Raw genomic sequence first — 21,030 nt, 5'->3', positions numbered from 1 at the left:
AGCCGGCCGAGCCGTTCGACCAGGTCCGTCAGCAGGAGGACGGCAGCATGCTGACCCACCTCGCGACGGCGCTCGGCGTCCTCGGCCTGCTGACCGTCGTACCCGGCCCGGACATGGCCGTGGTGACCCGCCGGGCACTCGCCGCCGGGCGCGGGGACGCGCTGCGCACCGTGGGCGGGATCGCGACCGGGCTGCTGGTCTGGGGTGCGCTGACGGTCGCCGGGCTCGCGGCCGTGCTGGCCGCGTCACCCGCGGCGTACCTCGCCGTCAAGTTCCTGGGCGCCGGCTACCTTCTGTTCCTGGGCGCGCAGGCGCTGTGGCAGCACCGCCGCTCCGCGACGGCCGCCGCGACGGACGCCCCCGACGTCACCGGAAGCCCATGGCGGACGGGTCTGGTCAGCAATGTCCTCAACCCGAAGATCGCCGTCTTCTACACCGGACTGCTTCCCACCCTCGCCCCACCCCACCTGCCCACCGCGTGGGCCATGACGCTCCTCGTCCTTCTCCACGCCCTCCTCACTCTCGCCTGGCTGGGCAGCTACGTGTGCCTGCTGTCCAAGGCCGGCCCCGTCCTGCACAAGCCGCGCGTCCGCCGGGCTCTCGGGCGGACCACGGGCGTCGTGCTGATCGGCTTCGGCCTTGTGGTCGCGACCGCGTCCGGCTGATCGACGTCCCCCCTGCACCCACCGTTTCCGGCACCCTCCGGGAGACAACTCATGACGAACTCCGACCCCGACAAGATCACGGTCAACGGCGACCGCCTGTGGCGGTCCTTGACGGACCTCGCCGAGATCGGCGCGTACGACGACGAGCGCACCGGCCTGCGCGGCGTCAACCGCCTCGCCCTCACCGACGCCGACGCGACCGGGCGCCGCCAGGTCATCGCGTGGATGGAGGACGCCGGACTGAGCGTGCGCGTCGACCGCATGGGCAACGTCTACGGCCGCCGGGAGGGCATCGACCCCACCGCTGCTCCGGTGCTGACCGGCTCGCACATCGACAGCGTCGCCACCGCGGGTGCCTTCGACGGCTGCCTCGGTGTCCTGGGCGGCATCGAGGTCGTCCGCACCCTGAACGAGCGCGGCATCCGCACCCGCCGCTCGATCGAGGTCGGCGTGTTCACCGAGGAGGAGGGCGTCCGCTTCGGTACCGACATGCTCGGCAGCGCCGTGGCCGTGGGCCGGCTGAGCCTGGCGTACGCCCACGGCCTGACCGACCGTGACGGTCGCACCCTGGGCGACGAGTTGGCCCGCACCGGCTTCGACGGTCACGCCGACGTGCGCCTGACCCCGCCGTACGCCTACGTCGAGTGCCACATCGAACAGGGCCCGGTGCTCGCGGAGAACGACGTCGAGATCGGTGTCGTCACCGGAGTGCAGGGCATCTCCTGGCAGGAGATCACCATCCACGGCCGCGCCGCGCACGCCGGCACCACACCCACCCGTCTGCGCGCCGACGCCGGCCTGGCCGCGGCGCAGATCATCGTCCACCTGCGGGAGCTGGTCGACTCCGGCGAGTACGGGGACCTGCGGGCCACCGTCGGCCATCTGATCGTCCACCCGGACCTGACCAACATCGTCCCGGCCCGCGCCGAGATGACCGTCGACCTGCGCAACCCCGACGATGCGCAGATGGCCCGCGCCGAGGAGGCGCTCGCCACCTTCCTGGAGAGGCTGGAGAAGAGCGGCCCGGGCCTGTCGCTGACCGTCCGGCGGATGGCCAGGACGGCCTACGTCCCCTTCGACGAGGGTGTGCAGAAGGTCATCGCGCAGGCCGCCGACGACCACGGGCTGGAGCACATCTCGCTGCTGTCCGGTGCCGGCCACGACGCCCAGGAGATCGCGGCGCTCTGTCCCACCGCCATGATCTTCGTACGCGGTGAGTACGACGGCATCAGCCACAACCCCCGTGAGTACTCCACCCCCGAGGCATGCGCCCACGGCGTCGATGTCCTGGCCACCGCCCTCCTGCGCCTGGCCAACCAGGACTGACCGCCGCCCACGTCCGCGGCCAACCCCACCGCGCAGGCCAGGACGGCCGACCAGAACCCCACAGCCGGATCCGGGGAGCGCCTGCGGCGCTCCCCGGATCCGGCATGCCCCCGTACTCGGCACACGCAGGAAAAACGTTCGGGATTTCCGATGGCTATTGGTCGGAAACCTTCGCTGGACCGATGTGAACGCGTTGCGGCACCGTGCTCGGCAAGCACCGCTGCCTCCACGCTGGTCCTCCCTCCGCCGGAGGCTCGGCAACCGGAGGCACACCGAGCCCCGGAAGGTCCCCATGCTCCCCGAGAACCCTTCGCCCACGGTCGCCGCCGATCGCCCGGACCCGGAAGCAGGCCGCCTGCTGGCCGAGCTGATCCGCATCGACTCCGTCAACCCGGACCTCGTACCAGGAGGGGCCGGCGAGAGGGCCGTCGCCGAGTTCTGCGGCGCGTGGCTGGCTGCGCGCGGCTTCGAGATCCACAGCCTGGAGAAGCGGCCCGGCCGGCCCTCGCTCGTGGCGATCGCGCGCGGCACCGGCGGCGGTCGGTCCCTCATGCTCAACGGCCACCTGGACACCGTCAGTCTCGCCGACTACGACGGCGACCCGCTCGACCCGCAGATCCGCGACGGCAGGATGTACGGCCGCGGCACCTTCGACATGAAGGGCGGCATCGCGGCCATGATGGTCGCCGCCGCCCGAGCCACCTCCCACGGCCGCCTGCACGGTGACGTCATCCTCGCCTGCGTCGCCGACGAGGAGTACGGCAGCTCGGGCACCGAGGAGGTGCTGGAGTCCTTCACGGCCGACGCGGCGATCGTCACCGAGCCGAGCCACCTGGAGGTCACCCTCGCGCACAAGGGTTTCGCCTGGTTCGACGTCGAGATCCAGGGCCGTGCTGCCCACGGTTCCCGGCCCGAACTCGGCATCGACGCCATCGCCAGAGCCGGCCACTTCCTGGTCGCGCTGGAGACCCTCGGCCGGCGTCTCGCTCAAGGTCCGGCCCACCCGCTGCTGGGTACCGGCACGGTGCACGCCTCCGTCATCCACGGCGGCGAGGAGGCCTCCACCTACCCGGCGCACTGCCGCATCACCCTGGAGCGCCGCACCGTCCCCGGCGAGCACGCCGACACCGTCGAGCGGGAACTGACCGAGCTCCTCGACGGTCTCGCCGCGACGGTCCCCGACTTCCGCTACCGGCTCAGCCGGGGCCTGCACCGTGAACCCTTCGAGGCCTCTCCGCAGGCGGACGTCGTCCGTACGCTCACTCACCACGCCGAGCAGGTCCTTGGCCACCCGCCCGTGGTGCGGGCCGAACCGTTCTGGACCGACTGCGCCCTCCTGGACCGCGCGGGCATCCCCTGTCTGCTCTTCGGCGTCGACGGCGAAGGCGCCCACGCGGCCACCGAGTACGTCGACCTGGCCTCGTTGGACCGCCTCACCGAGATCCTCACGGCCACCATCACCGACTTCTGCTCCTGAGCCGTCGGCCGGACCGGTAGCCCCGTCCGGCACGGATCGAAAGGTGCATCACCATGACCACTCGGGTTGACCAGCACCACGGCGGTTCCCCCCCCGCAGACAGAGCGCCGGACGAGGGCTACCAGCGCGGGCTCAGCGCCCGCCAGGTTCAGATGATGGCGATCGGCGGCGCCATCGGCGTCGGCCTCATCTACGGATCCGGTGCCGCCATCGCCAGGATCGGCCCGAGCCTGATCGCCTGCCACGCCGGGGCGGGGGTCGGGGGCGTACTGGGCGTTGTGGGTCTCGGCCTGCATGGCGGAAGTGACCGCCGCCGGCCACTCCATCGCCTACTGGTGGCCGGCCGTACCCGTCTGGGCCACCGCCGCGACAGCCCTCGTCGTCCTGTTCGTCGCCGATCTCATCTCCGTCAAGCTCTTCGGAGAGATGGAGTTCTGGTTCTCGGCCATCAAGGTGGTCGCCATCACCGCGATGCCCGTGATCGGCGTCGGCGTGCTCACCTTCGGCAGTGCGTCGTCTTCGCCTGCCTCGGGACGAACTCCTCGGTGTCACCGCGGGCGAGGCGGAGAACCCTCAGCAGACCCTCCGCAAGGCGACCAACACCCTGCCCGTCCGTATCGCCATCTTCTACGTCGGCGCACTCGTCGTGCTGGCCGCGGCCCTGTCCTCGTGCAACTCCGGCATCCACTCCACCGGCCGGATGCTCCGGGGCCTGGCCGTCAACGGCGAGGCCCCCGTGGTCGTGAAGAGGCTGAGCGGGCGTCGGCTGCCCGCTGCCGACTTCGCCGGTCAGCCCGGTGTCGTCAACGGCGCGAGCGAACTGCTCCGTCAGGTCCGGGGAGACAAGGGGGTTCACGCCCGCAGCGCGGTTGGCGTCGCGGTCCTCCCGTTGAACGCCCCTGTCGAGGTGGAGGTACAGGTCGAGATATCCGACTGAGGTGACGGAACGGGAGGGTCGTTGACCGCCGTGGTCCGCGGCTCACCCACCCGATGGCACACCGCCAGAGCCGTGCCGCCGTCCTCGGCGATCCTGCCGTCGGCCGGTTGTCCTTCGGCACTCAGGTCCCCGGCGCAGAGGGTTGCCCTGTCCGAGGAGAAGGAGGGCAAGCACGCTGTTCGGCGAGGCACTGGCGCAGTGTGCCGGCCAGTGCAAGGCCGCGTTCGTCCGCGCCGCCGGGGGTCGACATCCGGCGTGGCACGTAGCCCCAGCCGAGAGAGTGCCACGGGTCGGCGATACCTATGGCACCTCCGGCACCGTCGTGGCCGAACGACTGGTGGCTGCCGCAGAGCATTCGGGTGGGGTCCGGCTTCTGGAAGACGATGCCGAACCGGGTGGGCAGACAGAGGACCATGTCGAGGCCGACCGAGTGGAGTTGCGAGACTGTGGCCACCGTCTCCGGCGACAGCAGCCGCGGCATGCCGTCGACCTCGCTGATCAGGGAGGCATAGAGCCGGGCGAGGCCTCGGGCGGATCCGACGCCGCCGGCCGACGGCTGTCCCGCGGCGCGGTACCGGCGGACATTCGGCATCAGCTCGGCCAGTGGGTCGTTGACCGCCAGGTTGAAGGCCATACCGGGCAGAGTGTCGCCCGACTGCCGGAGAGGCGAGCCCTGCATGGCCGCCGCCTGCCCGGCGGTGGGCTGTTGCGGGAGCACGTCGCGCACACGGGGTTCCTGGTCCTCCGGTGTCGCGATGAAGACATCGATGTCCCGAGGGGCGCCGATCTCCTCACGGTAGAACCGGTCGAGAGTCCGGCCGTCGATGCGGCGGACCAGTTCGTCCACGAGCGTCCCGATGGTGAGGCCGTGGTACCCGTGTGCGGCGCCCGGGTGCCAGTGCGGCGTCTGGGCGGCGAGGCGCGCCGCCATGTAGCCGTGGTCCATGAGTTGGTCGTGTGTCACCTGCGGTTCGACACCGGGGATTCCGGCTCGGTGCGACAGAGCCGTGCGTACGGTGACCGATCCCTTGCCCCTCTGGGCGAACTCGGGCCAGTAGTGGCTCATCTCCTTGTCCGGATCAAGCAGGCCGCGTTCGATCAGGAGGGCTGCGCACACACCGACCACGCCCTTGGTGGCGGAGAAGATCCCCTGGACGGAGTTCTCCTCGGCATCGGGCCCACTCCAGACGTCGACGACAGTCCTGCCGTCCGCGTAGGCGCAGAACTGCGCCGAGTAGTCGGCGTTCTCGGCGACGAGCTGGGCGAGTTGCCTGCTCACGGCTTCGAAGCCCGGGGCCACGAAGCCCTGGACGGCGTCGGCCGCCGTGGCGGCGTGACCGGCCGCACGGGGAGCGTCGGTGCTCACGGAGGTTCCTCTCTGTCGGTGGTCGGGCAGGCAGACGAGAAGGAGGGCTTGGATGTGGGCATCGGCGAGCCGAATGGGAACGGGGCGGATCCGGTCGGCGGGCAGGACAGATCCCGGACCGGCGCTCACCCCCGCGGTTGCGGTTCTGAGCCTGCCAGCGGGCCGCTCATGTCCACGTCCTCGGGGAGCCGCAGATCCGGCCCGTACGACGTTCCGAAGGAGTGCACGGCTTCGGCCGAGGCCCACGGCTTCCAGCCGGGGTCACCGGTGTGCGCGAAGGAGGCCCACGCGCGCATCATGTCGCGTGAGACCCGGTGCCGGTCCAGGCTGCGGCCGGTCAGCGGAATGCGGTCCACCGTGCCGAACACGTAGGCCAGGTCGAGGGAGTGGGTTGCGCCCAGCAGGCCGCCCAGCACCTCGGTGGGCTGCCGGAACTCGTAGGCCCACACTCCGTCGGCCTTCGCCGCCGCCAGCCCGGCGATCCTGCGGGCCGGCTCGTGGAACATGAGCCGGCTCATGCGCCGCGCGAGCAGCAGGTGCGGCGCCTCGTCGGGGAACTGTGCGGCGAGGTCGGCGTAGGTGACGCCGTCGACGTCCGCCAGCGCGTCGACGCGGGCCGAGGCCGCGTCCGGCAGCATGCCGGTCCGGTACGACGGGTCGGCGGCCATCAGGAAGCTCGACTCGTGCGTGGTCCAGCCGATCAGCAACTGTTTGCCCCGCACGCCGTCGGTCGCCTCGTCGCCGAAGGAGTCGCCGGGCAGATCCTCCGGGTCGTGGGAGGGGCCGAATCCCGGTGCCCGGTCCAGCTCCAGCCCACGAGCATCGTCACCCCTGGACATCTGTGCCACGGCGCGGAGCACCGCCGTCTGCGCATCCAGGAGGCGGGCGACCGGCGCTGCGCGCAGCTCGTCGACCGTGGAGAGGCCGGCGAGATCCATCGTCCGAGCGCGGAGGGCGCCGGCGTCCGCCGCGCTGTGCGATTGCCCGAACGGTCCGCTCATCATGATCGAACGGGCGAAGAGATCGCGGGCCCGGGGCATGGTGTTCAGCGCCGCGACCTTCCCGCTGCCGCCTGACTGACCGCACACGGTGACCCGCGCCGGGTCGCCTCCGAAGACCGCGACATTGCGCTGAACCCACTCCAGCGCGGCGACGATGTCGAGCAGCCCGGCGTTCGCGGAACCCGGTTCACCCAGCTCCCGCAGGTCGAGGAAGCCGAGGAGCCCCAGCCGGTGGGTGACCGTCACGACGACGAGGTCACCTGCGGCCGCCAGGACGTCGCCGTTGAAGGACATCTCGTTGCCCGACCCGTAGGAGTAGCCGCCTCCGTGGAGCCAGACCAGAACCGGCAGCGAGCCCTCGGGCCGGCCGGACGGCGCCCAGACGTTCAGCCGGAGGCAGTCCTCGTCGACGGCACCCCCCTCCGTGGGGACGCCGGCACGCGGCATGAGAAGGGTCAGCAGTGGCGCGAGACTGCCTGTGGCGTTCAGTCGCAGATCGGTCTGCGGCGCCGAGGGTCCGAAGGCGAGGGCGTCCCGGACCCCGTCCCAGGGCTCCGCCGGCCTCGGCGGGCGGAAGCGGTCGTCGCCGGCCGTGGAGGCACCGTAGGGGACGCCGAGGAAGCTGACGACACCGGCGTTGTCGATGCCGCGCAGGGTTCCCTGTTCGACAGTCGCGTGTACGTAAGGCATGGTCGGCGGCTTCTCACGTGGTGCGGATGACGGATGCCATCGAATGGTCGAGGGCTTGGCGGACAGGCCGCCGGGCTCGGTGGTCGTGGCCGTGAACCGGCTCGGACGTGCCGCTCATCCGGACACCACCAGCGTTGTCCGGAGCGGGAGTTCGACGGCCGAGGTGCCCACCCGGAGGATGAATCCGCCGGACTCGTAGGCCCAGCCGTCCGCCCAGTGGGCGAGGTAGCGGGTGGGTACGGCGACCTCCACCTCGGCGGTCCCTCGGGCCGGTACGACCACGGGGGAGGAGCCGACCAGCCAGCGCACCGGCCGGTCGACGGCGCTGTCCGGCCGTTCGGCGTACACCTGCACGACCTGCTTGCCCACGCGTTCGCCCCGGTTGGCCACCCGGACGCGGAGGGTCGCCACCTCACCGGGCGCCGCGGCCGGTGGTGCGGACACCTCGACCGGGTCGATGACCGTGTAGCCGAGGCCGCTGCCGAACCAGTACGCCGGTTGCGTCCCGGCCCTGAGCCAGGCCCGGTAGCCGATGTGGATGCCTTCGCCGTATTCGACCACCCCGTTTTCCGGCGTGCAGGAGAGCACGGGGACGTCGGCCTGCTCGGCGGGCCAGGTGGTGGTGAGCCGTCCGCCGGGCTCGACGGTGCCGAGGAGCACGTCGGCGAGGGTGTTGCCGAACTCCTGTCCGCCGAACCAGCCGACGAGCAGTGCGGCGACCCGGTCGCGCCAGGGCATGAGAACCGGGGCGCCGGCGTTCACGATCACCACGGTGCGCCGGTTGGCGGCGACCACCGCGCGGACCAGGTCGTCCTGTCGACCGGGCAGACACAGCGATGTGCGGTCGTGGCCTTCCGACTCGACGAGCGAGTTGGTGCCGACGACGACGACCGCGACATCCGCCTCGGCCGCCGTACTGACAGCCTCGGCGATCAGTGCGTCACCGTCGACGGCAGCGGGCTCGCTGCCCAGACGTACCGACATCGCCTGCGTGCCCAGGCCGGTGCGGTCCACGAGGTCGTAGACCAGCCGCAGGTCCAGCGGGACCCCGGCGGTCAGCTTGAACTCGGCCGATGTGGACGGCGCGGAGAGGAGCCCCGATCCCGGGTCCTCGTCGGCGTCGAGCACGGCCTCGACGAGCAGGCGGCCGTCGACGTAGAGCCGGCCGGAACCGGCCAGCGCGAAGCCGAGCCGCACGGTGCCGGACTCGGCCGGGGTGTACCTGGTCGCCAGTTCGAAGGTCCGGCTCTCACCGACCGGCGCCTTGCCGCCCAGATAGACGAGGTGGCCGCAGAGACGGTCCTCGGTGAACAGTTCCCTGCCGTCCTCTGCGAGGAACCGGGCCCGCAGGCCCGGGCTGCCGGTGACCGGGTTGGTCATCTGTGCCGGCGGCAGCTCCACCACGCCGATGGGGGTGGTCACCCCGGCCGAGTAGCTGACCTCGGCATCGGGCAGCGCGGCCCGCAGCCCTTCCAGCGGGGAGACGGTGTACTCGGGCATCACGGTCGCGGAACCACCGCCCTGCGTGCGCGCGGCCAGGGCGTTCTCGCCGATCACCGCGACCTTGCGCAACGTCCCACCGTCCCAGGGCAGCTCACCGCGGTTCTCCAGGAGCACGCTGCCCTCGGCCGCGGCGTGCCGGGCCAGGGCGATACCGTCCTCGACCCAGACCGGTTCGGCCGGAGCCGAGCCGTCGAGCGCACCGACCCGCCGGGCGAGCCGCAGGACGCGCAGCACCTTGCGGTCGACGACCTCCTCCGCGATCTCGCCCCGGCGGACCGCCTCGACCAGCGCGGCGCCCCACGGCCCGGCGGGACCGGGCATGGCCAGGTCCTGCTCGGCCTTCGCCGACTCCAGACTGCGCACGGCCGTCCAGTCGCTGACGACGACACCGTCAAAACCCCATTCGTCCTTCAGCGGGGTCCGCAGCAGCGGGTTCTCGGTCGCGGGGGTCCCGTTGACCGCGTTGTAGGCGCTCATCAGCAACCAGGGCCGCGACTCGGTCACCGCCTTCTCGAAGGCCAGCAGGTACAGCTCGCGCAGCGTGCGCTCGTCGGCACGGACGTCGACGGTGAAGCGCTCGGTCTCGAAGTCGTTGGCCACGTAGTGCTTCGGGGTGGCGCCGACGCCGTTGTCCTGCACACCCGTCACGTACGCGGTGGCGAGCTCGGTCGTCAGTACGGGATCCTCGCTGTAGCACTCGAAGTGCCGGCCGCCCAGCGGGGAGCGGTGCAGGTTGATCGTGGGGCCGAGGACAGCGTCGACGCCCTTGCGCCGGGCCTCGACCGCCGCCGCCGCCCCGTAGCGCCGCGCCAGGTCCGGGTCCCACGAGGAGGCGAGGGCGGTGGCCGAGGGCAGGTTGAGCGACTGGTCGCGTTCGTCCCACACCTCACCGCGGACGCCGGACGGTCCGTCCGAGACGAGCATGCGGCGCAGTCCGATCCTCTCCATCGGCCAGGTGGTCCACAGATCGCGGCCGGTGATCAGCTGCACCTTCTCCTCAAGGGTGAGCATGGCCAGCTTTTCGAGCAGCGGAGCGTCGGAGAGGCGGTCGCCCGGGACTGCCGCGGTGCTCGGGGTCGGCTGTCCGATCTCGGCGGCGGGAGTGACGTGGGAGGGCATCGAGGGTCCGTTCTCGGAGAAGGTGCTGGGGCTCGTGCTGCGCCCCGGTGGTCGTGCGAGAGCGTCGGTGGTCATGCGAGGGCGTCGGTCGGCCCGCTCTGCTGTCGCCCGCTCTTGAGCAGGCGCTGCCGCTCGGTCCGACGCCGCTCCTGCAGCACCGGGTCGGGCACCGCCGCGGCGAGGAGAAGCCGCTGGGTGTACGGGTGCTCGGGCCTACCGGTCACCTCGTCGCCGTCGCCCCACTCGACGATCTCGCCGCGGTACATGACCGCCACACGGTGGGAGAGGTGTCGTACGACCGAGAGGTCGTGCGAGACGAACAGGTAGGCCACCCCGGTCGTCTCCTGGATCTCTTGCAGCAGGGCCAGCACCCGGGCCTGGGTGGACAGGTCCAGGGCGGAGACAGGCTCGTCGCACACGATCAGTCGAGGCCCGAGGGCGAGGGACCGGGCGATCGCTATGCGCTGCCGCTGCCCCCCGGAGAACTCGCGCGGCAGCCGGCCGGCGCTGTCCGCCGGCAGACGAACCATGTCGAGCAGCTCGTGAACGCGCCGCGCCGCCCGGACCTTCGGTATCTGTCGGACGGTCAGCGGCTCGGCAAGGATCTGCCCGATCGTCATCGCCGGATCGAGCGACGAGTAGGGGTCCTGGAAGACGACCTGGATGTCGTCGGAGAGCGCCCGCCGATCCTTGCGGGACAGATGGCTGATGTCCCGGCCGAGGTAGTGGACGGCGCCGCCGGTGACCGGGGCGAGGCCCAGGACGGCCCGGCCGAGGGTGGTCTTGCCGGAGCCGGACTCGCCGACCAGTCCGACGCATTCGCCGGGTCGGATGTCGAGCGTGACGCCGTGCAGAGCGCGAAAGGGCTTCTTGCCGAAGCCCCGACCCGGGTATTCGACCACCAGGTTCTCGACGTCGAGCAGTCGATCGGTCATGACGGCGCTCCCTGTGCGGCGGACGGAGCGGCCAGCGGTCCACGGGGCCGGCTGTCGTCGAGGATCGCGTCGAACAGCGCGCGGGTGTACTCGTGGCGGGGATCGGCGAAGACCTGCCGCATGGGGCCCGTCTCGACGATCCGCCCGTCACGCATGACCGACACGCGGTCGCAGAGGTCGGCGACGACACCGAAGTCGTGGGTGACCAGCAGCAGAGCCATGGCGAACTCCTTCTGCAGATCGCGCAGTAGGTCGAGCACCTCCGCCTGCACGGTCACGTCGAGGGCGGTGGTGGGCTCGTCGGCGATGAGCAGATCGGGACGGCACGAGACGGCAGCGGCGATGAGGATGCGCTGGGCCATGCCCCCCGATATCTCGTGGGGGTATGCCTCCCAGGTGCGCCGAGGGTCGGGAATCCCCACCCGCGTGAGCAGCGCCAGTCCCGCCTCCTTCGCTTCGGCCCGGCGCATGCCCTTGGTGACCCGCATCGGCTCGGCCAGTTGGTGGCCGACGGTGAAGGAGGGGTCGAGACTGCTCATCGGCTCCTGCGGGATGTAGGCGATCTTGAGGCCGCGCAGCCGGTTCATCTCCTTCTCGGACAGGTGCGCCAGATCGCTGCCCTCGAACGCGATGGTCCCGCCCGTGATCCGTCCTCCCGGAGGGAGCAGGCGCATGATCGAGAACGCGGTCTGGGTCTTGCCGGAGCCGGACTCGCCGATCAGCCCGTGCACCTCGCCTCGCCGGATGCTCAGGGAAACGCCCTGCACGACGGGTTTCACCGAGCCGTCGGGCCTGTCGTAGCCGACGGAGAGGGCATCGAGCGCCAGGAGCTCCGGGCCCATGGCTGCGCCCGTTTCGTCGTGAACGATGGCCGGTACGGTCGTGACCGTGACAGCCGGTGATGCGCGGCGCGTACGGCACCTGACCGGCTCGTCACCGGTGTGGCTGAGCGCGTCGCGGAGCGCGTTGGCGAGCAGGGCCAGCGCGATGCAGGTCAGGCCGAGCGCCATGCTGGGCCACAGCAGCTGCATCGGGGCGGTGTAGATGCCGGCGAACGCGTCCTGCAGCATGCCGCCCCAGGTGGCCTGGCTCGGGTCCCCCAGGCCCAGGAAGTCGAGGCCCGCCTGAACAGCGATGGCGACGCCGGCGACACCGGCGGCCAGGATGATCGCCGGCGCGCGTACCGCGGTGAAGATGTGCCTGGCGATGATCCTGCCGTCGGACAGCCCCGCGACACGTGCGGCGTCGACGTACAGCTCCTGCCGCACTGCCGAGACGCTGGCGTGGACCACCCGGTAGAAGGTCGGGAACAGCAGCACACCGAAGATCGTCATCGCGGTGAGGACCGAGGGGCCGAGCACCGATCGCGCCGCCAACAGGACGACGATGCCGGGCAGTGCCATCAGCATGCTCGCCACCCAGGACGCGACGCTCTCCAGCCACTTGCCGTAGTAGCCGGAGATCAGGCCGATCGTGATTCCGACCGCCGCGGCGACGAGGACGGCCACCAGCGCGCCGGTCAGGGTGGGCCGTGACGCGTAGAGCAGGCGTGAGAAGACGTCGTGCCCGGAACTGTCGGCGCCCAGCCAGTGGTCGCCGCTCGGCTTGGCGAGGATGTCGTTCGCCGAGGCGGTGTTCGGATCGTGCGTGGCCAGCAGCGGCGCGAGGACCGCCGAGATCGCCAGGAGGATCAGGAAGACCAGTGACACCGCCCCGGTCGGATCGCGCAGCAGCCGGCGGAACGGCGGGACGCGCGCGGGGCCTTCCGGCAGCGGGGCCGGTGCGAGGTCTTGCGGGGGATGCTGTGTGGTCATGCGCGGCGCACCTTCGGATTCAGCCAACCCAGCAGCAGGTCGACCAGGAGGTTGAGGACGACGACGATGGCGCCGACCACGATCACCAGCCCCATGACAACCGGCACATCGCCTTGGCTGGTGGCGCTGACAGCGGCCTGGCCCAGGCCGGCGACCGCGAAGATCTGCTCCACGATCACCGCACCGCCGATCAGCGAGACGAACTGGAGCCCCAGGACGGACAGCGCCGGACCAGCGGCGTTGCGCAGCACGTGCAGGTACAGCACGCGCGATTCAGGCAGTCCGTGGCTGCGCAGGACGCGGACCCAGTCCTGGCGCTGGGCGTCGAGGAGGGAACCACGGATCTGCTGGGCGACGCCCGACACGCTGCCGATCGACAGGGCGATCACCGGAAGGACGATCGACGAGAGCCAGCCGCTGGGGGAGTCCGTGAAGCGCGTGTAGCCCGTGGGGGCGACCAGGCCGAGTTTGATGGCGAAGACCAGCACGAGTGCGATCGCCACCAGGAAGCTCGGCACGGCGAAGCCCAGCATGGACACGAACTGCACGAGCCGGTCGATCCAGCCGCCGCGACGGGCCGCGAGTACCCCGAGGAGTACCGAGACGACCGCGGTGACCAGCGTGGCCCCGACGACCAGCGAGAGCGTGACCGGCAGCCGGTCGCCGATCACCTGGGTGACCGGCAGGTTGTCGAACCACGACGAGCCGAAGTCACCGCGCAGGGCGTGGGAGACCCAGTGGCCGAACTGGGCCAGAATCGGTCGGTCGAGGCCGAGCTCGTGCTGCTTGGCCCGGATGCCGACCGTGGTGGCCTGCGGCCCGAGGATGCGCCGGGCGATGTTTCCGCCGGCGGCGTAGAGAAGGAAGAAGGTGACGACGGAGGTGGCCACTGTCAGGACGACACCTGAGGCCAGCCGCCGGAGCACGAACCGGAGCATCGAGGTCCTTGTGAGACGGGAGGTGTGGGCCGCCACGACGGGGAGCGGCCCACCCGCGACGGATCAGGCCTTTGGCTTGTAGCTGTAGAGGTAGGGGACGACGTTGTCGCTCTGCTGGGTGACCTCGATGTTCTTGCTGACGGCGTACATCGTGTCCACCCGGTAGAACGGGGCGAACCAGGCCTGGTCGACGACGTAGTGGTTCAGTTGCCTGGCGGCCGCGAGCGCCTCGGTCTCGCTGCCGCTGCGCATGGTCTCCAGCAGCTTGTCGACCTTCGGATCCTGGGTGTGGAAGGGGTTGAACGCCGCGCTCGGCGCGATCTCCACGTTGGCGGTCTGCCAGGCGGTGGGGTCCTGGTTCAACGACATCTTGCTCGCGGCGAACTTCGGCGCCAGCAGATCGGCGATGAGGTTGTTCACCGGCTCGGCCGCATAGTCGACCTTGATGCCGACCGCGCCGAGGTACTCCTTGATCAGGTCGAACTGCGAGGAGCCGCTGACACCCTGGATGAGCGGCATCTGCAGGGTGAAGCCCTTGGGACAGCCGGCCGCGGCGAGCAACTGCTTGGCCTTGGCCGGGTTGTAGGCGTACTGGTCGTCGAGTTCCGCGATGTAGGCCGGGTCGTTCTTGGCGAAGACCTGACCGGTGACCGTCCCGTATCCGTGAACGGTCTTCAGGATGGCGGCGCGGTCGATGGCGTAGTTGATCGCCTGGCGTACCTGCACCTTGCCCAGGGCGGGGTTCAGCTTGCCGTCCCGGTCGAGGAGGAGCAGGCCGGTCCAGTCGTGTTGCTTCACCTGCACGCCGTACCCGGCTGCCTTGACCTGCTTGAGGTGGTCGGGATCGATCTGGGCGCCGTCGATCTGCTTCCCCTGCAGGGCGTTCACCGCGGCCTGGGTCGTGTAGACGCCGATGACGACCTTGGTGAACCGTTGCTCGTCCTTCGCCCAGTAGTGGGGGTTCTTGGTGAAGACGTACTTCGAGCCGGCGACGGTGGCGCCCCTGTCCAGGATGTAGGGACCGGAGCCGACCGGGTTGGTCTTCTCGTCGGAGGTGCCGAAGTGCTTCGGGCTCTCCATCAGGCCCGCGTTCTGGGCGAGATAGTGCAGCAGCGCCGGCTCGGGCACCGTGAGGGTGATCCGCAGGGTTGTGGAGTCCACGGCGGTCGCCGTCTTGATGGCGGCCAGGTTCGACTTGTTCGCCGACGCGTCCTTCAGACGCAGCACGTTCTTGGCGGCGGCCGCGGCGTCGAACTTCGTGCCGTCGGTGAACGTCACATCGTTGCGGAGCTTCATGGTCAGTACGGTCCTGCTGGAGTCGTACGACCAGCTGGTGGCCAGCCAGGGCTCGATCCCGGCGTCCGGCGACTCACGCAGCAGGGTGTCGTAGGCGGCCTGCAAGTAGGGTGACTCGTTGCCCCAGTTGGCGGCGTTGGCGGCGAACGTCGAGGGAGCGAGCAGCGCTCCCAGCGTCAGTGTGCCGCTCTGGTCGCTGCCGCTCTGCGCGCCGCCGCATGCTGCCAGTGCCAGTGTCATCGCGGCGGCGGCCGCGGCCCCGGAAAGCCTCTTCGTGCTGAGCAATGGTGCGTCCTCTCGGCGTGTCCTGGGGGACGGAAATGTGTCCTGGCACCCCGCGCATCGGGGCGAGGTGACGCATAACGTAGACCGAAATCCGACCAACCGCTAGGTCGGTGTTCGGTTTTTTCGCCCAGAGTCTTCGGGGGCCGCGTCGATCACGCGAAAGTCGCGTGCGAGAACGCCGAAAAGCCGCACGGGCCTGCGCCGAAATCGTGCTACGGCGGCGCGGAATTCCGGCCTTGGCGGTCGGAGCTACCCGGCAGCTGGGTTTACGGAAAGGTCCACTGTGCGCCGTGACAGCTGCGACAACCCCGCTCCCGACAGGGTGCGCTGCACGGTATTGGCGCCTGGTGGGCCTGGTGGTGCATGGTGCGGTATTGGGTGTTTCCGTCACCTCCACAGGGCTGTGGCGACGAGGTGCGTCGATGGTCCGTCTGTCTCTGGTTAAAATTCCCAGATTTCCGGAGCGGTGCCGCTACGAGTTTGGTCAGTTCTTTATGTCGTCCAGTGGCGGAATTCCTTCAGATTTGCCGGCAGGTTCGCCGGAGGGGATCGTCGTCGTGAAGGTGTATTGGTTCACACGCCCTCCGGTGGGGGCCGAGTCGCCCCTGAACTCGGGACTTTCAGGCGGGTAGCTGCGGTACCCGCGCAATGCGTTCTATCGCGGCTCGCGCTTCTCCACGAAGGCTCGGGGATCCTCCGAGGCGTCCGCACGGGCGCTGATTCGCTGCCACTCGGAGTCGTTGGCGGCCCAAGCGATGGCTTCCCGGTCGGATCCAGGCCGGGAGAAGCGTGGACGAGGCGCTTGACGGAACCAAGGGCCAGGGGTGCGCCGGCAGCGACGGATGCCACCCTGTTGACCAGGTCCCGGCGTTCCGCGGTGGCCGCTGTGATCGGCTCGCCGGTGAGGAGCATCTCCAGCGCTGTGCTGCGGGGGATGACACGCGGCAGCCGTATGGCGCCGCCGGCACCCGTGATCAGCGCGGTATGACCATGCCGCTCCAGTACGGCGGCGGGTTGCGTCGTGGTCATCGTGCCTTCCGCGGGCGGATCAGCTGTCGGCCGATGATCTCTTTCATGATCTCGTTGGTGCCGCCGTAGATGGACTGGACACGGCCGTCGAGGAAGGCACGGGCGATCGGGTACTCCGTCATGTAGCCGTAGCCACCGTGGAGTTGAAGACCACGGTCGGTCACCCGCTGCTGCAGTTCGGTCGCCCACCACTTCGCCTTGGCCGCGTCCTCCACGGTTAGCCGGCCGTCGTTCAGGGCGAGCATCGCCCGGTCGATGAACGCTTGGCTGACGTCCAGTGCGGTGCGCAGTTCGGCGAGGGTGAAGGCGGTGTGCTGGAAGGAGGCGATCGGCCGGCCGAAGGCCTTGCGCTCACGCACGTACTCCAGGGTCCAGCCGAAGGCGGCTTCCGCGGCGGTCTGGGCGTTCATCGCGATCGCGAGGCGCTCTCGCGGCAGGCACCGGATCAGGCTGCGCAACCCGGTGCCCGGTTCGCCGAGCAGGTTCGCGGCGGGCACCCGGGCGTCATGGAAGAACAGCTCAGCGGTGTCCTGGCCGTGCAGGCCGATCTTCTCCAGCTTCCGGCCCCGGCTGAACCCGGGAGTGTCCCGTTCGACCACGAAGAGGCTGATCCCCTTCGACCCGGCGGAGGGGTCGGTACGTGCGGCGACGACGACGAGGTCGGCCTGGATCCCGTTGGTGATGAACGTCTTGGCGCCGTTGAGCAGCCACTGATCACCTTCGCGCACTGCGGTGGTGCGCATGCCCTGCAGGTCGCTGCCCGCGTCCGGCTCGGTCATGGCGATGGCGGAGATCAGCTCTCCGGCCGCGATACCGGGCAGCCAGCGGCGCTTCTGGTCCTCGTCGGTGAGTTCGAGGAAGTAGGGCATCGCGATGTCCTCGGTGAGACTGAGGCCCAGTTGCACCGAGGCGGCACCGATCGCGGCCAGCTCTTCCATCACCACCGCGCGGAAGCGGATGTCGCGCTCACCCCCTCCACCGTGCTTTTCAGGCACGGCGAGCCCGAGGATGCCCTGCCGGGCGGCCGCCTGCCACAACCGGCGGTCGACGAGGCGTTGCTCCTCCCACTGCTGGAAATGAGGTGCGACCTCGCGCTCGACGAACGTCCGGACGCTGTCACGGAAGGCCTCGTGGTCCGGGGTGTACAGGTTGCGTTCCATGGGGGGCTCCTTGTCCGGCCGGCGGGCCGGGCCTACTTTCCGGAGAACTCGGGGCGGCGCTTCTCGCGGAAGGCGGCGACACCCTCCGCGAAGTCCGCCGTGGCGAACAGCTGTGTCTGGCCTTCACGTTCGATGTCCAGAGCACTCCGCAACTGCGCCAGCGACGACGCGTTGACGGCGTGCTTGGCCCGGGCGTACGCCGCTGTGGGGCCCTGGGCGAGCTGCTGTGTCAGCCGCTCGACTTCGTCGTCGAAGGCGGCGTCGGGCACGCAGTGAGTGATCAGGCCCCATTCTTCGGCAACGGGTGCGGCAACGCGTTCGGCGAGCATCGCCATACGGGTCGCGCGGGCACGGCCTATCGCGGCGGGAACGAGTGCGGTGGCACCGCCGTCGGGCATGAGGCCGACCTGGGCGAAGGCGAGGAGGAAGTAAGCCGACGCCCGGGCCACCGTCACATCGGCGGCGAGAGCCACGGAGCAGCCGACGCCGACCGCGGGTCCGCCCACGGCAGCCAGGACGGGCTGGGGAATTTCCCGTAGGCCCAGCGTGAGCCGGTTCGCGGCGTCGATCGTATCGGTGCCGGGCAGCGTCCCGTCCGCGTCCCCGGCGAGATCGGCCCCGGCGCAGAAGGCGCGTCCTGCCCCGCGGAGTACCACGAGCCTGACGCCGGTGTCACTGCCGGCTGCCTCCACCGCATCCGCGGCAAGAGTCAGCATCCCTGTGGTGAGAGCGTTCAGGCGCTCCGGCCGGTTGAAGGTGATCCGCAGTACGGGGCTGTCGTATTCGACGAGGATGGGGGCTGCCATCGGGGACCTTTCAGGCTTTCCAGTCGGCGAGCACGGCGTCCGTGTCCTGCCCGGGTGCTGGGGGAGGGGCCGGTTGTTGCGGGGCGGTCCGTGAGAAGCGCGGTGCCGGCGAAGCCTGCAGTACGCCGTCGATCTCCGTGAGGGTGGAGCGGTCCGCGAGGTGGGGATGGTGCGGCACTTCACCGGGGGCCAGGACCGGAGTGACGCAGGCATCGACATCGGCGAAGACCTCGGCCCACTCGTCGCGGGAACGTGTGAGGAAGGCCCTGGTGAGCCGGTCCCGCAGCGCGGGCCACCCGGACCGGTCTCGCTGCTCGGGCAGCGAGACCGGGTCGAGTCCGAGCCCGGTGAGCAGAGCCCGGTAGAACTGCGGCTCGATTGCTCCGACGGCTACGTGCCGGCCGTCCCGGCACGTGTAGGTGTCGTAGAACGGTGCGCCGCCGTCGAGCAGGTTGGCTCCCCGCTCGTCGGACCAGGTGCCCTGGCCCCGCATGCTCCACATCATCTGCAACAGCACGCTGGTGCCGTCGACCATCGCCGCGTCCACGACCTGGCCCTCGCCCGAGCGTTCCCGTTCCCACAGTGCGGCGAGGATCCCGATCAGGAGGAACATCGAGCCGCCGCCGAAGTCGCCGACGAGATTCAGGGGAGGCACCGGGCGTTCCGCGGGCCGTCCGACAGCGTGCAGGGCGCCGGTCAGGCTGATGTAGTTGATGTCGTGTCCGGCTCGCTGCGCCATCGGGCCGCCCTGGCCCCAGCCCGTCATCCGCCCGTACACGATGCGCGAGTTGACCCGGTGGCAGTCCTCGGGACCTACACCGAGGCGTTCGGCGACCCCCGGCCGGAACCCCTCCATGAGCACGTCGGCCCGGGCCACGAGCCGGAGCACCAGCTCGCGGCCCTGGCGCGTCTTGAGGTCGGCCGCCACGGACCTGCGCCCACGCAGCAGGTGGTCCGGTCTGCCGTCGGTGACGTCGAGCCCGCCACGCGGTCGTTCGACACGAACGACGTCGGCGCCGAGGTCGGCGAGGATCATGGCCGCGTGAGGTCCCGGACCGATGCCGGCCAGCTCGACGGCGCGCAGCCCTGCGAGAGGTCCCGTCATCCTGCCACCCCCTCAGCCGAGTTCCAGGTCTGCGAGCCGGGCGACGTACTCGCGGGCCCGGGCGGGGTCGTAGGAGCGGGCGATCTGCATCTTCTCGGCCTCCAGCGACCCTTCGGCATGGGTAGCCAGAACGGCCTGGTAGCCGCCGTAGTCACGAGCGGTCAGATCGCCGATGAAGTTGAGCATCCGCAGCCTCTGCTCGGCAGGGACGGCGGCTGCGTAGTACTTCTCCAGTACGGCGCGGATGTCGGGGTCGGCCCAGTCCTCCCCGCCGGGGCCGGTGACCAGCAGGCCGCCGGAGAGGTCCATGAGCTTGGCGACGGCGTCGTGGAAGCCGTGCGCGAAGGTGTACTTGGCGGTGTTGACCGCGAGCGGGTCGGGCTGCTGGATGCCGTGCTGTCCGGGCCGCGAGCGGACCGCTGCCAGCTCGGCGAGGCCGCGGACGGTCTCGGCGTAGGCGATCAGCTGGGCGATCTTGTCCCTGACGTGGCCGGCCCGGCTGATGCCGTTGTACTCGGCGATGAGCGAGGCCGACCCGACGAGGACGTCCAGCAGCGGCAGCTTGTAGTTGATGGCCGTGAATCGGTGGTAGTCGACGAACGAGATGGCCAGTGGGCCGGCCAGCTCGGGGCGGCGGTCGAGGAAGACTCGCTCCTTCGGCACGCGGACGTTGTCGAACACCGTCAGGCTCTCCAGGAGCTTGTGCTTCGACGACAGCGGGAAGTCGAAGTCGTTGCGCTCCCCGGCCGAGTACGGCGAGACATACAGGTGGAGGCCGGGGGTGTCGACGGGAATCGCGAACGAGACCGCGTAGTCCCGGTCCTCGGGCCCCATGGCACGGGTCGGGAGGACGATCAGTTCGTCCGCGTTCGCGGAGAAGGAGGTGTGGCACTTGGCCCCGCGCACCGTGATCGACTCCGCGTCCTCGTCGACGACGTGGAGGTAGAGGTCCGGATCGGCCTGCCGGTGCGGAGGGAGCGACCGGTCGCCCTTGACGTCGGTCTGCGCCACCGCCAGTGCCAGGTCCCCGTCGCACACCCGCCGGTGGTAGGCGCGCGCCTTTTCCAGCCCTTCCCCGTCCAGCGCGCGCAGGAGGGCGAACAGGGCGTCGCTGCCCACCTCCTTGAGGACGATCGTGCCGGCTCCCAGGGAGGACACGGTCTCGATGAGGTGACCGCGGGTTCTGAGGTCTTCGGCCGTCCGCGGCACCTGGTAGAAGGCCGAGTAGGCGCCGGCGGGTCCCTGGGCGACGGCGAGTTCCGGGTGCCGGTCGGCGATGCTGTAGCAGAGCGCGGAGTGATCGACCGCGACGGACAGTTCGGGCTCCCGCAGAACGTCAGGTACGCGGCGGCCGCGATAGAAGACGGTCCTGCCGTCCCGCAGGCCCTCGCGGTACTCCTTGGCGGTGCGCAAAGTCATCGGTCGCTCTTTCCGTGTCGGTCGGGGGCTGATGGTCCGCCGCGGCCTTCGCACCTTGTCCACGGTGGGTTGCGGTGCCGGCTGCACGCCGCCCCCGACCGGCTGCCGTCACCATCTCCGGATATCTATCGGTTGATATAGAGGTCTGGCTGCACGGAC

At 70.3% G+C, this 21,030-nt stretch carries 15 protein-coding genes and 1 pseudogene; 5 read left to right on the top strand and 11 right to left on the bottom strand.

The features are described 5' to 3' along the window. The first annotated feature begins 47 nt into the window (after positions 1–47). The 5 genes and pseudogenes from ACIPSJ_RS22490 to ACIPSJ_RS22470 all read left to right on the top strand — a co-directional run bounded on the left by ACIPSJ_RS22490 (position 48) and on the right by ACIPSJ_RS22470 (position 4,405). Positions 48–665 carry a LysE family translocator gene (locus tag ACIPSJ_RS22490; protein ID WP_401348108.1) on the top strand — a complete coding sequence of 206 codons (618 nt, stop codon included), beginning with the start codon at positions 48–50 and terminating at the stop codon, positions 663–665. A 51-nt stretch (positions 666–716) separates the two neighbouring features. Further along, positions 717–1,991: a M20 family metallo-hydrolase gene (locus ACIPSJ_RS22485; protein ID WP_401348106.1), complete on the top strand. Its 1,275-nt coding sequence runs from the start codon at positions 717–719 to the stop codon at positions 1,989–1,991. A 292-nt stretch (positions 1,992–2,283) separates the two neighbouring features. Then, positions 2,284–3,468 carry an ArgE/DapE family deacylase gene (locus ACIPSJ_RS22480; protein ID WP_401348104.1) on the top strand — a complete coding sequence of 395 codons (1,185 nt, stop codon included), beginning with the start codon at positions 2,284–2,286 and terminating at the stop codon, positions 3,466–3,468. 294 nt (positions 3,469–3,762) lie between these two features. Further along, a pseudogene (gene proY / locus ACIPSJ_RS22475) lies at positions 3,763–3,930 on the top strand (proline-specific permease ProY); the annotation flags it as partial. Positions 3,931–3,976: 46 nt separating this feature from the next. Beyond that, positions 3,977–4,405 (top strand): hypothetical protein, encoded by a 429-nt coding sequence (locus ACIPSJ_RS22470; RefSeq protein ID WP_401348101.1) that lies wholly within the window; start codon positions 3,977–3,979, stop codon positions 4,403–4,405. 121 nt (positions 4,406–4,526) lie between these two features. Here ACIPSJ_RS22470 and ACIPSJ_RS22465 read toward each other — a convergent pair whose 3' ends face one another. The 11 genes from ACIPSJ_RS22465 to ACIPSJ_RS22415 form a co-directional block, all read right to left on the bottom strand. Beyond that, complete coding sequence (locus ACIPSJ_RS22465; protein ID WP_401348100.1) at positions 4,527–5,771, bottom strand: serine hydrolase domain-containing protein; 1,245 nt, start codon at positions 5,769–5,771, stop codon at positions 4,527–4,529. Positions 5,772–5,896: 125 nt separating this feature from the next. Beyond that, a complete protein-coding gene (locus ACIPSJ_RS22460) occupies positions 5,897–7,462 on the bottom strand; it encodes a carboxylesterase/lipase family protein (RefSeq protein WP_401348098.1) in 1,566 nt (521 codons plus the stop codon). 114 nt (positions 7,463–7,576) lie between these two features. Next, the gene (locus tag ACIPSJ_RS22455; protein WP_401348096.1) at positions 7,577–10,084 is read right to left on the bottom strand and encodes a glycoside hydrolase family 3 protein; all 2,508 of its coding nucleotides are present in this window, start codon (positions 10,082–10,084) and stop codon (positions 7,577–7,579) included. A gap of 71 nt (positions 10,085–10,155) precedes the next feature. After that, positions 10,156–11,019 carry an ATP-binding cassette domain-containing protein gene (locus tag ACIPSJ_RS22450; protein ID WP_401348093.1) on the bottom strand — a complete coding sequence of 288 codons (864 nt, stop codon included), beginning with the start codon at positions 11,017–11,019 and terminating at the stop codon, positions 10,156–10,158. After that, positions 11,016–12,833, bottom strand: coding sequence for a dipeptide/oligopeptide/nickel ABC transporter permease/ATP-binding protein (locus ACIPSJ_RS22445; protein ID WP_401348092.1), 1,818 nt, complete (start codon positions 12,831–12,833; stop codon positions 11,016–11,018). The genes ACIPSJ_RS22450 and ACIPSJ_RS22445 overlap by 4 nt, the downstream gene beginning before the upstream one ends. Beyond that, a complete protein-coding gene (locus tag ACIPSJ_RS22440) occupies positions 12,830–13,771 on the bottom strand; it encodes an ABC transporter permease (RefSeq protein WP_401348090.1) in 942 nt (313 codons plus the stop codon). Before ACIPSJ_RS22440 ends, ACIPSJ_RS22445 begins: the two co-directional genes overlap by 4 nt. A gap of 63 nt (positions 13,772–13,834) precedes the next feature. After that, positions 13,835–15,352 (bottom strand): ABC transporter substrate-binding protein, encoded by a 1,518-nt coding sequence (locus ACIPSJ_RS22435; RefSeq protein ID WP_401348088.1) that lies wholly within the window; start codon positions 15,350–15,352, stop codon positions 13,835–13,837. A gap of 1,025 nt (positions 15,353–16,377) precedes the next feature. After that, entirely contained in the window at positions 16,378–17,541 is a 1,164-nt protein-coding gene (locus ACIPSJ_RS22430) for an acyl-CoA dehydrogenase family protein (protein WP_401348086.1), read from the bottom strand. A gap of 32 nt (positions 17,542–17,573) precedes the next feature. Beyond that, on the bottom strand, positions 17,574–18,347 hold the full coding sequence (locus ACIPSJ_RS22425) for an enoyl-CoA hydratase (protein ID WP_401348084.1): 774 nt from the start codon (positions 18,345–18,347) through the stop codon (positions 17,574–17,576). A gap of 10 nt (positions 18,348–18,357) precedes the next feature. After that, positions 18,358–19,452: a CaiB/BaiF CoA transferase family protein gene (locus ACIPSJ_RS22420; RefSeq protein ID WP_401348082.1), complete on the bottom strand. Its 1,095-nt coding sequence runs from the start codon at positions 19,450–19,452 to the stop codon at positions 18,358–18,360. A 12-nt stretch (positions 19,453–19,464) separates the two neighbouring features. Then, positions 19,465–20,871, bottom strand: coding sequence for a 4-hydroxyphenylacetate 3-hydroxylase N-terminal domain-containing protein (locus ACIPSJ_RS22415; protein WP_401348081.1), 1,407 nt, complete (start codon positions 20,869–20,871; stop codon positions 19,465–19,467). Positions 20,872–21,030 lie beyond the last annotated feature (159 nt).

This window comes from Streptomyces sp. NPDC090088 (genome assembly GCF_044747345.1).
Lineage (GTDB): Bacteria > Actinomycetota > Actinomycetes > Streptomycetales > Streptomycetaceae > Streptomyces.
This window is presented reverse-complemented; position numbering and strand designations above follow the sequence as displayed.

Coding starts and splice junctions, on each gene's coding strand:
- ACIPSJ_RS22450 (WP_401348093.1), bottom strand. CDS start 11,019: ATGACCGATCGACTGCTCGACGTCGAGAACCTGGTGGTCGAATACCCG.
- ACIPSJ_RS22440 (WP_401348090.1), bottom strand. CDS start 13,771: ATGCTCCGGTTCGTGCTCCGGCGGCTGGCCTCAGGTGTCGTCCTGACA.
- ACIPSJ_RS22460 (WP_401348098.1), bottom strand. CDS start 7,462: ATGCCTTACGTACACGCGACTGTCGAACAGGGAACCCTGCGCGGCATC.
- ACIPSJ_RS22455 (WP_401348096.1), bottom strand. CDS start 10,084: ATGCCCTCCCACGTCACTCCCGCCGCCGAGATCGGACAGCCGACCCCG.
- ACIPSJ_RS22490 (WP_401348108.1), top strand. CDS start 48: ATGCTGACCCACCTCGCGACGGCGCTCGGCGTCCTCGGCCTGCTGACC.
- ACIPSJ_RS22480 (WP_401348104.1), top strand. CDS start 2,284: ATGCTCCCCGAGAACCCTTCGCCCACGGTCGCCGCCGATCGCCCGGAC.
- ACIPSJ_RS22485 (WP_401348106.1), top strand. CDS start 717: ATGACGAACTCCGACCCCGACAAGATCACGGTCAACGGCGACCGCCTG.
- ACIPSJ_RS22415 (WP_401348081.1), bottom strand. CDS start 20,871: ATGACTTTGCGCACCGCCAAGGAGTACCGCGAGGGCCTGCGGGACGGC.
- ACIPSJ_RS22420 (WP_401348082.1), bottom strand. CDS start 19,452: ATGACGGGACCTCTCGCAGGGCTGCGCGCCGTCGAGCTGGCCGGCATC.
- ACIPSJ_RS22445 (WP_401348092.1), bottom strand. CDS start 12,833: ATGACCACACAGCATCCCCCGCAAGACCTCGCACCGGCCCCGCTGCCG.
- ACIPSJ_RS22430 (WP_401348086.1), bottom strand. CDS start 17,541: ATGGAACGCAACCTGTACACCCCGGACCACGAGGCCTTCCGTGACAGC.
- ACIPSJ_RS22425 (WP_401348084.1), bottom strand. CDS start 18,347: ATGGCAGCCCCCATCCTCGTCGAATACGACAGCCCCGTACTGCGGATC.